We start from the raw sequence: 12827 nt of genomic DNA on the forward strand, positions 1-12827 counted from the left end.
CATGGGTCTGCTGTCCGATGGCGGCGTACACAGCCATCAGGATCACCTGATCGCCATGGCCGAACTGGCGTTCAAGCGCGGCGCCGAAAAAATCTACCTGCACGCCTTCCTTGATGGCCGCGACACGCCGCCGAAAAGCGCGGCATCGTCGATCGAGCTACTCGATGCGACCTTCCAGGCGCTCGGCAAGGGACGCATCGCCAGCATCATCGGCCGTTACTTCGCCATGGACCGTGACAACCGTTGGGATCGCGTCGCTCAGGCGTACAACCTGATCGTCGATGGCAACAGCGAATTCAACGCTGCCACGGCGCAGGAAGGCCTTGAAGCCGCTTATGCCCGTGGCGAGAGCGACGAATTCGTCAAAGCCACGTCCATCGGTGAGCCAGTGAAAGTCGAAGACGGCGACGCCGTGGTGTTCATGAACTTCCGCGCCGACCGTGCCCGTGAGCTGACCCGCGTATTCGTCGAAGACGACTTCAAGGATTTCGAACGCGCACGCCAGCCGAAACTGGCCGGTTTCGTCATGCTGACCCAATACGCCGCCAGCATTCCGGCTCCGTCGGCATTCGCCGCGGGCAGCCTGGAAAACGTGCTGGGCGACTACTTGGCGAAGAACGGCAAAACCCAGCTGCGCATCGCTGAAACCGAAAAATACGCCCACGTGACCTTCTTCTTCTCCGGCGGTCGTGAAGAACCGTTCCGGGGCGAAGAGCGCATCCTGATCCCGTCGCCGAAAGTCGCCACCTACGACTTGCAGCCGGAAATGAGCGCGCCGGAAGTCACCGACCGTATCGTTGAGGCCATCGAAAACCAGCGTTACGACGTGATTGTGGTCAACTACGCGAACGGTGACATGGTCGGCCACAGCGGCGTGTTTGACGCAGCGGTGAAGGCGGTGGAATGCCTCGATACTTGCGTCGGTCGCATTGTCGAAGCACTGGAAAAAGTGGGTGGCGAAGCGCTGATTACCGCTGACCATGGCAATGTCGAGCAAATGGCCGATGAATCCACCGGCCAGGCGCACACCGCGCACACCACCGAGCCGGTGCCGTTCATTTATGTCGGCAAGCGCGACCTGAAAGTCCGTGAAGGCGGCGTGCTGGCGGATGTGGCGCCGACCATGCTGAAACTGCTGGGCCTGGAAAAACCTGCGGAAATGACCGGCACTTCTATCCTGGTCTGACCTCGATCGCCAAAACACCGCAAAACCCTGTGGGAGCTGGCTTGCCAGCGATAGCAATCTGACAGCCAACATCTATGTTGAATGTGCAGACGCCATCGCTGGCAAGTCGAATCGTCGCACCGCAGCTCCCACAGTGGTTTATGGAGTTTTCGAAATGGAATTCGGTGTATTGCTTGGTCCAGTTATCACACAGCCCCAATTGGGCGTTTTTTTTGCAGCCTCGGGCGGGCATACTAGGCCGTCCCTTACCCTGGTGCCGCCCGCCTCTATGCTCCGCGTCCTGATCGCCCTCGCTCTGACCTGCCTGCTCCAACCGGCCTTCGCTGACGAGCGCGCGCAAACCCAACAGCAGTTGGACGCCACGCGTCAGGACATTGCCGAGCTGAAAAAGCTGCTGAGCAAAGTCCAGGAAGAAAAGTCCGGCGTACAGAAAGAGCTCAAGGGCACTGAAACCGAGTTGGGCAAGCTGCAGAAACAGGTCGATGCGCTGCAGAAAGAACTGCAGAAAAGCGAATCCGAGCTGCAGCGGCTCGATGCAGAGAAAAAAAAACTCCAGAGCGCGCGCACTGAACAGCAGCGACTGATCGCCATTCAGGCCCGAGCGGCCTATCAGAACGGTCGGCAGGAATACCTCAAGCTGCTGCTCAACCAGCAGAATCCCGAGAAATTCGCCCGTACCCTCACCTATTACGATTACCTGAGCCAGGCCCGCCTGGAGCAGTTGAAGAACTTCAACGAAACCCTGCGCCAACTGGCCAATGTCGAAAAAGACATTGCCGCCCAGCAGGCGCAATTGCTGGTGCAGAAAAGCAGCCTCGATACCCAGCGCGACGAACTGGAAAATGTTCGCAAGGAACGTCAGCAAGTCCTCGCCAAGCTCAACGACGACGTGAAGGCCCGCGATCAGAAACTCGCCGCCCGCGAGCAAGATCAGGCAGACCTGTCTAAAGTCCTTAAAACCATTGAAGAAACCCTGGCGCGCCAGGCCCGTGAGGCAGAAGAAGCGCGGCAGAAAGCGCTGATCGCCCAGCAGGAAGCGGAAAAAAAGCGTTTGCGTGAGGCGCAGGCTGAAAACAGCGACGCCCCACGAAAACCAGTCAGATCCACTCCCGGCGCACTGGTTTCCAGCAGCGGCGAGACCTTCGGTGGCCCTTTTGCTGCAACCCGGGGAAAACTTCCTTGGCCGGTTGATGGTCGACTGCTGGCACGCTTCGGCGAAAGCCGTGGCGACGACGCCCGGACCAAGTGGGACGGCGTGATGATCAGCGCCTCCGCCGGCAGCCAGGTGCATGCCGTGCATGGCGGTCGCGTGGTCTTCGCCGACTGGCTGCGCGGCGCCGGGTTGCTGGTGATCCTCGATCACGGCAACGGTTTTCTGAGTCTTTACGGTCACAACCAGACGCTACTCAAGTCGGCTGGGGACGTGGTTAAAGCCGGTGAGTCGATCTCCACTGTCGGTAACAGTGGCGGTCAGGACACACCAGCGCTGTATTTCGCAATTCGTCAGCAGGGTCACCCGAGTGATCCAGCACAATGGTGCCGCGCGCAAGGATAAGCGTGCCGCCTAATTCAGGAGTTCGTTCGACATGCTGCATTTGTCCCGCCTTACCTCGCTGGCCCTGACGATCGCTCTGGTGATCGGCGCGCCTCTGGCGTTTGCCGCGCAACCGGCCCCGGCCGTCGCTCCGGCAGGCACTGCCGCGACCTCCAAGGCACCGCTGCCGCTGGAAGAGTTGCGCACCTTTGCCGAGGTCATGGACCGGATCAAAGCCGCTTACGTCGAGCCGGTGGACGACAAGACCCTGCTGGAAAACGCGATCAAGGGCATGCTCAGCAACCTTGATCCGCATTCGGCCTATCTGGGCCCGGAAGATTTCACCGAGCTGCAGGAAAGCACCAGCGGTGAATTCGGCGGTTTGGGCATTGAAGTCGGCGCCGAAGACGGTTTCATCAAAGTCGTCTCGCCAATCGACGACACCCCAGCGTCGAAGGCCGGCATTCAGGCCGGCGACTTCATCGTCAAGATCAACGGCCAGCCAACGCGCGGCCAGACCATGACCGAAGCCGTCGACAAGATGCGCGGCAAGATCGGCCAGAAAATCACTCTGACGCTGGTACGCGATGGCGGCACGCCGTTCGACGTGACCCTCGCCCGCGCAGTGATTCAGGTGAAGAGCGTCAAGGCGCAATTGCTGGAAACCGGCTATGCGTATATCCGCATCACCCAGTTCCAGGTCAAGACCGGCGAAGAGGTCTCCAAGGCTCTGGCCAAGCTGCGCAAGGACAACGGCAAGAAGCTCAACGGCATCATTCTCGACTTGCGCAACAACCCGGGCGGCGTGTTGCAGGCGGCGGTCGAAGTGGTCGACCACTTCATCACCAAAGGCCTGATCGTCTACACCAAAGGCCGCATCGCCAACTCCGAGCTGCGCTTCTCGGCCACCGGTAAAGACGAAAGCGAAGCAGTGCCGATGGTCGTGTTGATTAACGGTGGCAGCGCCTCGGCCTCGGAAATCGTCGCCGGCGCCCTGCAGGATCAGAAACGTGCCGTGGTCATGGGCACCACCAGTTTCGGCAAGGGCTCGGTGCAAACCGTGCTGCCGCTGAACAACGACCGCGCACTGAAGATCACCACGGCGCTGTACTTCACGCCAAATGGTCGCTCGATCCAGGCGCAGGGCATCGTTCCGGACATCGAAGTGCGCAAGGCCAAGATCACCAGCGAGGCCGATGGCGACTACTTCAAAGAAGCCGACCTCCAAGGTCACTTGGGCAACGGCAACGGCGGTGCGGACAAACCGAGCGGTTCCGGCGGCAAGGCCAAAGCGATGCCGCAGGATGACGATTACCAACTGGCCCAGGCCCTGAGCCTGCTCAAAGGCCTGAGCATAACGTCCGGCCGTTGAGGATGTCACTGCGTTTCGTCTTCGTTCTGTTGTGCTGTCTGGCGGGTGCTGCTCACGCAGAGCCCGCCAGCCCAAAGCCACACAAAGCCTTCCTGACACTGATCATTGACGACCTGGGGCAAAACCTGCCCCGGGATCGCCGCGTGCTGGCCCTGCCCGGCCCGGTGACCACGGCGATCATGCCCGACACCCCACACGCCACCGAGTTTGCCCGCGAAGCCCATCGCGCTGGCAAAATCGTCATCCTGCACATGCCGATGGACCCGGCCACTGGGCCATATGCCTGGCACCCCGAACTCCCGCTCGAAGAACTGGAAAAACGCCTGAACGCCGCGTTCAAAATGGTCCCCTATACCGCTGGCATCAACAATCACATGGGCAGCCGCATGACCGCGCAGCCAGTGGCGATGGCATGGTTGATGGGCGAATTGCAGCGCCGTCACAAGTTTTTCGTCGACAGCCGCACCAGCGCACAGACCGTCGCCGCGCAGCAGGCGCAGAAGATCGATCTGGCGAGTGTGTCACGGGACGTGTTTCTCGATGACGAACGCACTGAAGCGGCGATCTACACGCAACTGCAAACTGCGATCAACCTGGCGCGCAAACAGGGTTCGGCGGTGATGATCGGCCATCCGTATCCGCAGACGCTGGCGGTGCTGGAGCGCGAATTGCCGAAGTTGAAGGCTCAGGGCATCGAGTGGATCGATATCAAACAGATGATCAGCGTACGCAGCAATCGCGCCATGGCTGGCCATGGCAAGGACGGCGTGTATCGGTAGCACTTTGTGACGCTGACACATACATAGTTACCACCCGACAACCATCCCCTTTCCCGATAGTGCGACCTGCAACAGGTCGTGACGCCCTCGCGTCGCTTTCAACTATCAGGAATCATCATGACTATCGAAGACAACACCGCAGCGCATCCCAAGCAGATGGAACCGATCATGCAGGACAATCTGCTGATCAACTTCACCACGGAGTTTCACCGGATCTGGAGCACCAACGGTTCAAAAGCAAAACCCGCCACGTTCTGGCGCCCCACCCCTGCTCCGGATGCATTGCCAGGCTACTTTCCGCTGGGCGATGTGCTCATTCCCGGCGACACCAGTATCAATGGCGAAATGGTCGCCGCCGTGGTCTGCGAGAAAGATATGAAAGGGGCCGTAAGCCCTAACGGAAAGGCACTGGCCCGCCCTGTCGATTTTGAACTGGTCTGGAAAGAAACCGGAGCGCCGAGTGTCACGCGCATGTCGATCTGGCGACCTTTGGCCCCTGTCGGTTACGTCGCATTGGGGCTGGTGTGCTCCAACGATCACTACAAACCTTCGTTGAACTCGGTACGCTGCGTCAGGCTCGACCTGGTTATCGCAGCGAACGTCGGCGAGCTGATCTGGAATGACAAGGGCAGCGGTGCCAAGCTCAGTTTCAGCGCCTTTGGCATCGAACCGTCGACTGCCGCCGCAGGCGACATCCATTTTGCACCCGGCACCTTCGTGGGCGTCCAGGGCTACAGCAAGCCTGCTACGCCTTCAACGGCTTACGGCTTGCGCATGCAAATCCCGCTGCAAGTCAGCGCATCGCCGCAAATTCCAACCCTCACCGGCTACGCGAAGCCCGCCGCACGCGAACCCGCCACAGTCACCCAGATTGCCCGGCTGCCATGGTTTGCAGTGCGAGATCATGTTCATTCCGGCGAACAATTTCGCAATTCGCCCTACTACGAACTGAAAAGAACTGACGAATACGTGCTCATTGGTCACGAGCACAATGAATCGGACAAGTATCGGGCCGTCAAATGGACCGCGCCACGTTCGCAAAACGCGGTGACGATGCGTATGTTCCATCGTTTTACTGCCATTGAAATCGTCAAAGCCTGGCCGACCGTGCCTCTCAGTGATATCCGCATTACAAAATTCTCAGCCTGCCTGCCGAAGACTTTGACCCACACCGAAACGTCTTCCAGCGGCTGGAACGAGCTACGACCTCAAGTGGTGATTGTCATGGCGCCGGAGCAAACCGCCGTCGCGGTTTATCAGCTGCAGAGCCATTACGAGTTGGTACGGGAAGACGGCACTCAAGTGGCGGTCGACTTTGGTTACACCGATGATTCCAGCGTTCTGTTGACGCAATATCCGCCGGAATCCGTCGAGGTCGTCAGTGGGTGCCCGCCACTGACGACAGACACCCCGGCAGCACCGCACATCGATGACGCCAACGCTAGCGCGCAGCAATCACCGGACCTGGCTGTCGCTATAGATAGCGCGCCATGATTTCGTCGACCACACCTTCCTTGCGCAACTGATCCAGCGCAGCCTGAAGCCTGGCGACGACTTCGTCGGAGACATCTTTGTTCAGCGCCAGGTACAACTCGGCACTGTTGAAGCGCAGCACGGTCTTCAGGCCGGTGACCCCATCCTGCCGAGCCAGATAGCGCCCGGCAGGATCGCCGGTAGCCCACAGATCAATCTGTCCATTGACCAGTTTCTTCGCGTTGTCCTGATCGCGCAGCACCACAATCGGCTTCAGGCCTTGTTTGGTCAGTGTCTCGGCAATTGCGTCGCCCTTGTAGGCACCGACCTTGTACTTGCGCGCGTCATTGAGGGTTTCCAGGGTGATCTTGCTGTCAGCCTTGGCCAGCATGATCCAGTCATCAGGACCGATGGGGCCAACCCATTTGAAGAGTTTTTCGCGGTCCGGCAAGCGCGCCATCACAAAGGCGCCATAACCGGGGTTTTCCAGCGCGAGCTTATAGACACGCTCCCATGGAAAACGCAGGGTCAGGCTATAGGTGACGTCGGCACGCTTGAACATCTCGCGCACGATATCGGCGGCGATGCCATTGATGTTCTCGCCTTTGGCGAAGTTCTTGCCATCTTTCGCCATGTTGTACGGCGGGAAATTTTCGGTGAGGAGCACCAGATCGGTGTCGGGACTGGTTTCGGCGCGGGCCGTGTTGATGAACAACATCGAGGCGCTGGCGAGAACAAGAAGCAGGCGTTTGATCATGTCGGGCTACCGGAATCCATGGCGTGCCCAAGAGTGCCTTGGGTGCGCCATGGTGTCCACTGGCCTGTATCGATTTTGAGCTTAGCGCATCACGATGCCGCGTTTGGCCATGTAGGCCTTGGCTTCCTGAACGGTGTATTCGCCGAAGTGGAAAATACTCGCCGCCAAGACTGCGCTGGCGTGGCCTTCGAGAATGCCGTCGGCCAGATGCTGCAAGTTACCGACACCGCCGGAAGCGATCACCGGAATGCCCAGCGCATCACTGATAGCGCGGGTGACACCGAGGTCGAAGCCGTTTTTCATGCCGTCCTGATCCATGCTGGTCAGCAGGATCTCGCCAGCGCCGAGGCCTTCCATTTTCTTCGCCCACTCAACCGCGTCGAGGCCGGTTGGCTTGCGCCCGCCGTGGGTGAAGATTTCCCAGCGCGGGGTTTCGCCCGGGCCGGAGACCTTCTTCGCATCGATGGCGACAACGATGCATTGCGAGCCGAAATGCTGCGCGGCTTCGCCGACGAACTCAGGGTTGAACACCGCCGCGGTGTTGATCGACACCTTGTCCGCGCCGGCATTCAGCAGATTGCGAATGTCTTGCACGGTACGCACGCCTCCGCCGACAGTCAGCGGGATAAACACCTGGCTGGCCATGCGCTCGACGGTATGCAGCGTGGTGTCGCGGCCATCGACGCTGGCGGTGATGTCGAGAAAAGTAATCTCGTCGGCACCCTGCTCGTCATAACGACGGGCAATTTCCACCGGGTCACCGGCGTCGCGGATGTTTTCGAACTTCACACCTTTGACGACCCGGCCGTTGTCCACGTCCAGGCAAGGGATGATGCGTTTGGCCAGCGCCATGGTCAGTCCTCAGCCTTTGTACGAATCGCAGAAAGCTTGCGCTTCGGCGACGTCGAGGGTGCCTTCGTAGATCGCCCGGCCAGTGATGGCGCCGATGATGCCTGGCGCCTTGGCGTCGAGCAGCGACTTGATGTCACCCAGATTGTGGATACCGCCGGAAGCGATCACCGGGATCTTCGTGGCAGCGGCCAGCGCAGCGGTAAACGGCACGTTGCAACCCTGCATCATGCCGTCTTTGGCGATGTCGGTATAAACGATCGAGGAGACGCCGTCGGCTTCAAACTGCTTGGCCAGATCAATGACCTGCACGGTGCTGATTTCAGCCCAGCCATCGGTGGCGACAAAACCGTCTTTGGCATCCAGACCGACGATGATCTTGCCCGGGAACGCACGGCAGGCCTCAGCGACGAAGGCCGGATCTTTAACGGCTTTGGTACCGATGATCACGTAGCTCACGCCAGCCTTGACGTAGTGCTCGATGGTTTCCAGCGAACGGATGCCGCCGCCGATCTGGATCGGCAAAGTCGGATAGCGCTTGGCGATGGCCGTCACCACTTCGCCGTTGACTGGCTGGCCCTCGAACGCGCCGTTCAGATCGACCAGATGCAGACGGCGGCAACCGCCCTCCACCCACTTGGCAGCCATGCTCACCGGGTCATCGGAGAACACTGTGGAATCTTCCATGCGGCCCTGGCGCAGACGTACGCAGGCACCGTCTTTAAGATCGATAGCGGGAATAATCAGCATCTGGCAAACCTTCAAATTTGAATGTTCAGCTTGGCTCGGAAATCAGTTTTTCTCGAGCGCCCACAGGTCGCTTTCGATGCTTTCAAACCGCTCTTTGAGGTGGGTCTGCACATCGAAAATCGCCCTGTTGTAATAGTGCGGAGCAATTTCGCGGGTAAACAGCTCAAGAATTTCCGCCGCTTCGAACGAACCCAGGTCCAGTTCGAAACGGTCTTCCATGAACCGCTGAATCTTGCGATTGGCCTCGTTCTCCTGCTCGGGAGTGAGGGTCAGGATCGGCGGTTTGGACTTCTTGGCAGCCATTTACCAGCGACCGTCCCACGCGGCGAAGTTCTGCAGCAATTGCAGGCCATGGGTATGGCTTTTCTCCGGGTGGAACTGCACGGCGAAACGCGAGCCATCGGCCAGCGCCGCAGCGAAATCGACACCGTAGTGACCGCCGCCAACCACCTGCCGCGCATTGGCGGCAGCGATGTAGTAGCTGTGCACGAAGTAGAAACGCGCCATGTCCGGAATGTCGTGCCACAACGGGTGGCTGACCTTCTGCTTCACCTCGTTCCAGCCCATGTGCGGGACTTTCAGGTGTTCGCCGTCTTCATGCAGGTCTTTGCCGAAGAACTTCACCGCACCCGGGAACAGGCCGATGCAGTCGACGCCGTCGTTCTCTTCGCTGGTGTCGAGCAAGGCTTGCATGCCGACACAGATGCCGAGAAAAGGACGATCCTGACTGACTTCGCGCACCAGCGAGTCGAAGCCGAGGCGACGGATCTCTGCCATGCAATCGCGAATTGCGCCAACACCGGGGAACACCACGCGGTCAGCTTCACGAATCACCGCCGCATCGCTGGTGATCAGCACTTTACCGGCACCGACGTGCTCGAGGGCTTTGGCCACCGAGTGCAGGTTGCCCATGCCGTAATCGATAACTGCAACCGTCTGCATTACAGAACGCCTTTGGTCGATGGCATTTGCCCGGCCATGCGCTCATCCAGCTCGACGGCCATGCGCAGTGCGCGGCCGAAAGCCTTGAACACGGTTTCGATCTGGTGGTGAGTGTTGGTGCCACGCAGGTTGTCGATGTGCAGGCTGACCAGCGCGTGGTTGACGAAGCCCTGGAAGAATTCCTGGAACAAGTCAACGTCGAAACCGCCGACGGTGGCGCGGGTGTACGGCACGTGCATCTGCAGGCCTGGACGACCGGAGAAGTCGATGACCACGCGCGACAGCGCTTCATCGAGCGGCACGTAGGCATGACCGTAGCGACGGATGCCTTTTTTATCGCCAATGGCTTTGGCAAATGCCTGGCCGAGGGTGATACCGACGTCTTCCACCGTATGGTGGTCGTCGATATGCAGATCGCCCTTGCATTCGATATCCAGGTCGATCAACCCGTGACGGGCAATCTGATCCAGCATGTGCTCAAGAAAAGGAACACCGATATCAAATCGGGCCTTTCCGGTGCCATCAAGGTTGATCGAGGCTTTGATCTGGGTTTCCAGAGTGTCGCGCTCGACAGACGCCTTACGTTCGGCCATCACCAGCTCCGCAAAATCATTGGGCGAAAAAGGCAGCCATTATAGGCACGCGGGGCCGAAACAGAAACACGAGAGGTGAGATGGCTGACGGATAGAACGCCCGGCTGTCGCGGGTAGACATGTCCATACAAGCCATTACAGGTACCCCAAAACGACTGTAGGAGTGAGCCTGCTCGCGATGAGGGCCTGACTATCAACATTTCTGTGACTGTCAGACCGCTATCGCGAGCAGGCTCACTCCTACAGGGGTACTGCGTTTTTACTTAGTGAAACAGTACCGCCGTTTTCTGCAGGGTCACCCACACACCCCACGCCAACGGAATACCCACCACCAACCACGCAGCGATTGCCAGAGGCTTGCTGCCCGGCGCGGCTTTCCACTCCAGAACCGTGCTGGCATCAGCACCCTTGTCATGGCCCAGCGCCTGTTCGGCCGCCAGCTCAGCGTCGGTCATGAAGTACTTGTCGGCCACCGGACGCACCATCAGGTTGCACAGGAAACCCAGCACCAGCAGGCCGGCAAGGATGTACAAGGTGATGTCGTAAGCGGCAGCGCGTTCAACGCCGATGCTCAGCTGATATTCACGCAGGTAGTTCACCAATACCGGACCCAGCACGCCAGCCGCCGCCCAGGCGGTCAACAGACGACCGTGGATCGCACCAACCATCTGCGTACCGAACAAGTCGGCCAGATACGCCGGAACGGTGGCAAAACCACCGCCGTACATCGACAGAATGATGCAGAACGCCGCCACGAACAGCGCAACGTTGCCCAGATGGCCCATGTTCGGAATCAGCGCATACAGGGCAAAACCCAGCGCAAAGAATACGAAGTAGGTGTTTTTACGACCCAGGTAGTCCGAGAACGAAGCCCAGAAGAAGCGACCACCGATGTTGAACAGGCTCAGCAGACCGGTGAAGCCGGCAGCAATCGCCGCGATCGAAGCCAACTGGCCGGCATCGAGCTGGCCAAACGGCACATCAACACCCAGCAGTTTGCCGCCGAACACTTCCTGCAACAGTGGCGAAGCCATGCCGAGGATGCCGATACCGGCCGATACGTTCAGGCACAGCACCAGCCACACCAGACGGAATTGCGGGGTTTTCCACGCCACATTCACGTGCACGTGACGGTGGGTGATCATCGAGTTCGAGGCTTTCTTCGCCGGAGCGGTCCAGCCTTCAGGCTTCCAGCCGGTTGGCGGCACGCGGTAAGCCAGAGCGCCACCAATCATGAACACGAAGTAGATCGCGGCCATGGCCACAAAGCTTTGCCAGACACCGACACCGGTCGGCGAAGCGAAGTGGCTCATCAGCGCAGTCGCCAGCGGTGCACCGACCATCGCGCCGCCACCGAAGCCCATGATTGCCATACCGGTGGCCATGCCGCGCTTGTCCGGGAACCACTTGATCAGGGTCGAGACCGGTGAGATATAGCCCAGGCCGAGACCGATACCACCGATCACGCCGGAACCGATCCACATCAGCCAGATCTGGTGGGTATAAATACCCAGCGCCGAGATCAGCAGACCGCCACACCAGCACAGTGCCGATACCACGCCAGCCTTGCGTGGCCCTGCGTGTTCCAGCCAGCCACCCCAGATCGCTGCCGAGCAGCCGAGGAAGATGAAGAACAGCGTGTAGATCCAGCCGAGCATGGAGATCGGCCAGTCGCATTGCGACGAGAACACTTGTGCGATGAAGCTCATGTCCGGTGCGCAAGCCACCGGAGCGGTAACGCCCAGCGCCTTGGACAGCGGCAACCAAAACACCGAGAAGCCGTAGGCCATGCCGATGCACAGGTGGATGGCCAGAGCGGCAGGTGGAACCAGCCAACGGTTGAAACCGGGCTTGGCGATGATGCGTTCCTTGGACAGGAACGCGGGCTGATCGGCTTTGAAGCCGTCCGCCGTGATGCTCGTGCTCATTGTGTATCCCCCAATTATTAGTATGGTTCGCCAGCCACTGTTCACCCCCGGCCTTTATGCACGCAGGCATGACCGTTTTTTTGGGTGAAGCTCCTTGAAGGCGCGACGTTAAGTCGCAGAAGGACGGACGAACGGGCGAAGGTTACCATTTGCACGTGACAGAAAAACCAAACTGATATCACCTTTTTTATGTCATCTGTTCTCGTACCACTCAGGAAAGCGCCATGCCGATCATTGTCCAAGCCCTGAAAGACGCCAGTTATCAGGATCAGCAGGATTTGCAGAAGATTTATCGCGATGCGCCAGAATGGCTGTTCGCGCCATTTTCTGCGGAGGCTGACCTGATCGAAGGTGCCCTCGCGGACGGTTCTTTTATCGCTGGCCGCTTCAACGACCGCTTGCTGGGCGCCGGCATTCTGCAAAGGCATCAAGACGTCTGGTACTTGTCCCATTTATGCGTGCGAAAAGTTACTCGTCGCCGTGGGGTCGCCGAGAGACTGGTGAACCAAGCGCAGAAAATGGCGTCGCAAGCGGGGGCTGAACTGCGCTTGCTGGCCCCTTTGGAACATCCCGAGGCGCAAGCACTCGCCGCCAGGTTGCAGATACCGCTGGACGTCCTGGCAACATGACGTCACAACGAACCGGGCAATTGCAGCGCTATACT

The 12827-nt window shown here is 59.4% G+C and carries 13 protein-coding genes; 6 read left to right on the forward strand and 7 right to left on the reverse strand.

The window, feature by feature from the left end; all coding sequences use genetic code 11:
- From gpmI to PMI23_RS22480, 5 genes are all read left to right on the forward strand, one after another.
- Nucleotides 1-1186 (forward strand): 2,3-bisphosphoglycerate-independent phosphoglycerate mutase (gpmI, locus tag PMI23_RS22460; RefSeq protein WP_007950150.1); only part of this gene is annotated, 1186 nt, incomplete at its 5' end.
- A 268-nt stretch (nucleotides 1187-1454) separates the two neighbouring features.
- Nucleotides 1455-2741, forward strand: coding sequence for a murein hydrolase activator EnvC family protein (locus tag PMI23_RS22465; protein ID WP_042705011.1), 1287 nt, complete (start codon nucleotides 1455-1457; stop codon nucleotides 2739-2741).
- 31 nt (nucleotides 2742-2772) lie between these two features.
- On the forward strand, nucleotides 2773-4092 hold the full coding sequence (locus PMI23_RS22470) for a S41 family peptidase (RefSeq protein ID WP_007909222.1): 1320 nt from the start codon (nucleotides 2773-2775) through the stop codon (nucleotides 4090-4092).
- A gap of 2 nt (nucleotides 4093-4094) precedes the next feature.
- Nucleotides 4095-4871, forward strand: coding sequence for a divergent polysaccharide deacetylase family protein (locus PMI23_RS22475; protein ID WP_007909220.1), 777 nt, complete (start codon nucleotides 4095-4097; stop codon nucleotides 4869-4871).
- A gap of 117 nt (nucleotides 4872-4988) precedes the next feature.
- A complete protein-coding gene (locus PMI23_RS22480; RefSeq protein ID WP_007909213.1) occupies nucleotides 4989-6365 on the forward strand; it encodes a Vps62-related protein in 1377 nt (458 codons plus the stop codon).
- On the opposite strand, the gene PMI23_RS22485 is transcribed toward PMI23_RS22480, so the two are convergent.
- The 7 genes from PMI23_RS22485 to PMI23_RS22515 all read right to left on the reverse strand — a co-directional run bounded on the left by PMI23_RS22485 (nucleotide 6346) and on the right by PMI23_RS22515 (nucleotide 12163).
- Nucleotides 6346-7101, reverse strand: a complete 756-nt coding sequence (locus PMI23_RS22485; protein ID WP_007909212.1) for a substrate-binding periplasmic protein — start codon at nucleotides 7099-7101, stop codon at nucleotides 6346-6348. The two genes, PMI23_RS22480 and PMI23_RS22485, sit on opposite strands and share 20 nt — an antisense overlap.
- A gap of 81 nt (nucleotides 7102-7182) precedes the next feature.
- A complete protein-coding gene (gene hisF, locus PMI23_RS22490; protein WP_007909211.1) occupies nucleotides 7183-7953 on the reverse strand; it encodes an imidazole glycerol phosphate synthase subunit HisF in 771 nt (256 codons plus the stop codon).
- A 9-nt stretch (nucleotides 7954-7962) separates the two neighbouring features.
- A complete protein-coding gene (gene hisA / locus PMI23_RS22495; RefSeq protein WP_007909210.1) occupies nucleotides 7963-8700 on the reverse strand; it encodes a 1-(5-phosphoribosyl)-5-[(5-phosphoribosylamino)methylideneamino]imidazole-4-carboxamide isomerase in 738 nt (245 codons plus the stop codon).
- 42 nt (nucleotides 8701-8742) lie between these two features.
- Nucleotides 8743-9003 carry a DUF2164 domain-containing protein gene (locus PMI23_RS22500; protein WP_003220751.1) on the reverse strand — a complete coding sequence of 87 codons (261 nt, stop codon included), beginning with the start codon at nucleotides 9001-9003 and terminating at the stop codon, nucleotides 8743-8745.
- Nucleotides 9004-9642, reverse strand: coding sequence for an imidazole glycerol phosphate synthase subunit HisH (gene hisH, locus PMI23_RS22505; protein WP_007909206.1), 639 nt, complete (start codon nucleotides 9640-9642; stop codon nucleotides 9004-9006).
- Complete coding sequence (hisB, locus tag PMI23_RS22510) at nucleotides 9642-10235, reverse strand: imidazoleglycerol-phosphate dehydratase HisB (protein ID WP_007909204.1); 594 nt, start codon at nucleotides 10233-10235, stop codon at nucleotides 9642-9644. The genes hisH and hisB overlap by 1 nt, the downstream gene beginning before the upstream one ends.
- Nucleotides 10236-10498: 263 nt before the next feature.
- Nucleotides 10499-12163 carry an OFA family MFS transporter gene (locus PMI23_RS22515; RefSeq protein ID WP_007909202.1) on the reverse strand — a complete coding sequence of 555 codons (1665 nt, stop codon included), beginning with the start codon at nucleotides 12161-12163 and terminating at the stop codon, nucleotides 10499-10501.
- Nucleotides 12164-12387: 224 nt separating this feature from the next.
- Here PMI23_RS22515 and PMI23_RS22520 point away from each other — a divergent pair, with 224 nt between their 5' ends.
- Nucleotides 12388-12792, forward strand: coding sequence for an acetyl-CoA sensor PanZ family protein (locus tag PMI23_RS22520; protein ID WP_007909200.1), 405 nt, complete (start codon nucleotides 12388-12390; stop codon nucleotides 12790-12792).
- The last annotated feature ends 35 nt before the right edge of the window (nucleotides 12793-12827 follow it).

The organism is Pseudomonas sp. GM24, from assembly GCF_000282235.1.
Classification (GTDB): domain Bacteria; phylum Pseudomonadota; class Gammaproteobacteria; order Pseudomonadales; family Pseudomonadaceae; genus Aquipseudomonas.

What these genes read in the sequence shown, in the direction of transcription:
- PMI23_RS22520 (WP_007909200.1), top strand. Translation starts at nt 12,388, where the DNA reads ATGCCGATCATTGTCCAAGCCCTGAAAGACGCCAGTTATCAGGATCAG.
- PMI23_RS22500 (WP_003220751.1), bottom strand. Translation starts at nt 9,003, where the DNA reads ATGGCTGCCAAGAAGTCCAAACCGCCGATCCTGACCCTCACTCCCGAG.
- hisA (WP_007909210.1), bottom strand. Translation starts at nt 8,700, where the DNA reads ATGCTGATTATTCCCGCTATCGATCTTAAAGACGGTGCCTGCGTACGT.
- hisB (WP_007909204.1), bottom strand. Translation starts at nt 10,235, where the DNA reads ATGGCCGAACGTAAGGCGTCTGTCGAGCGCGACACTCTGGAAACCCAG.
- PMI23_RS22515 (WP_007909202.1), bottom strand. Translation starts at nt 12,163, where the DNA reads ATGAGCACGAGCATCACGGCGGACGGCTTCAAAGCCGATCAGCCCGCG.
- PMI23_RS22465 (WP_042705011.1), top strand. Translation starts at nt 1,455, where the DNA reads ATGCTCCGCGTCCTGATCGCCCTCGCTCTGACCTGCCTGCTCCAACCG.
- PMI23_RS22485 (WP_007909212.1), bottom strand. Translation starts at nt 7,101, where the DNA reads ATGATCAAACGCCTGCTTCTTGTTCTCGCCAGCGCCTCGATGTTGTTC.
- PMI23_RS22480 (WP_007909213.1), top strand. Translation starts at nt 4,989, where the DNA reads ATGACTATCGAAGACAACACCGCAGCGCATCCCAAGCAGATGGAACCG.
- PMI23_RS22475 (WP_007909220.1), top strand. Translation starts at nt 4,095, where the DNA reads ATGTCACTGCGTTTCGTCTTCGTTCTGTTGTGCTGTCTGGCGGGTGCT.
- PMI23_RS22470 (WP_007909222.1), top strand. Translation starts at nt 2,773, where the DNA reads ATGCTGCATTTGTCCCGCCTTACCTCGCTGGCCCTGACGATCGCTCTG.
- hisH (WP_007909206.1), bottom strand. Translation starts at nt 9,642, where the DNA reads ATGCAGACGGTTGCAGTTATCGATTACGGCATGGGCAACCTGCACTCG.
- hisF (WP_007909211.1), bottom strand. Translation starts at nt 7,953, where the DNA reads ATGGCGCTGGCCAAACGCATCATCCCTTGCCTGGACGTGGACAACGGC.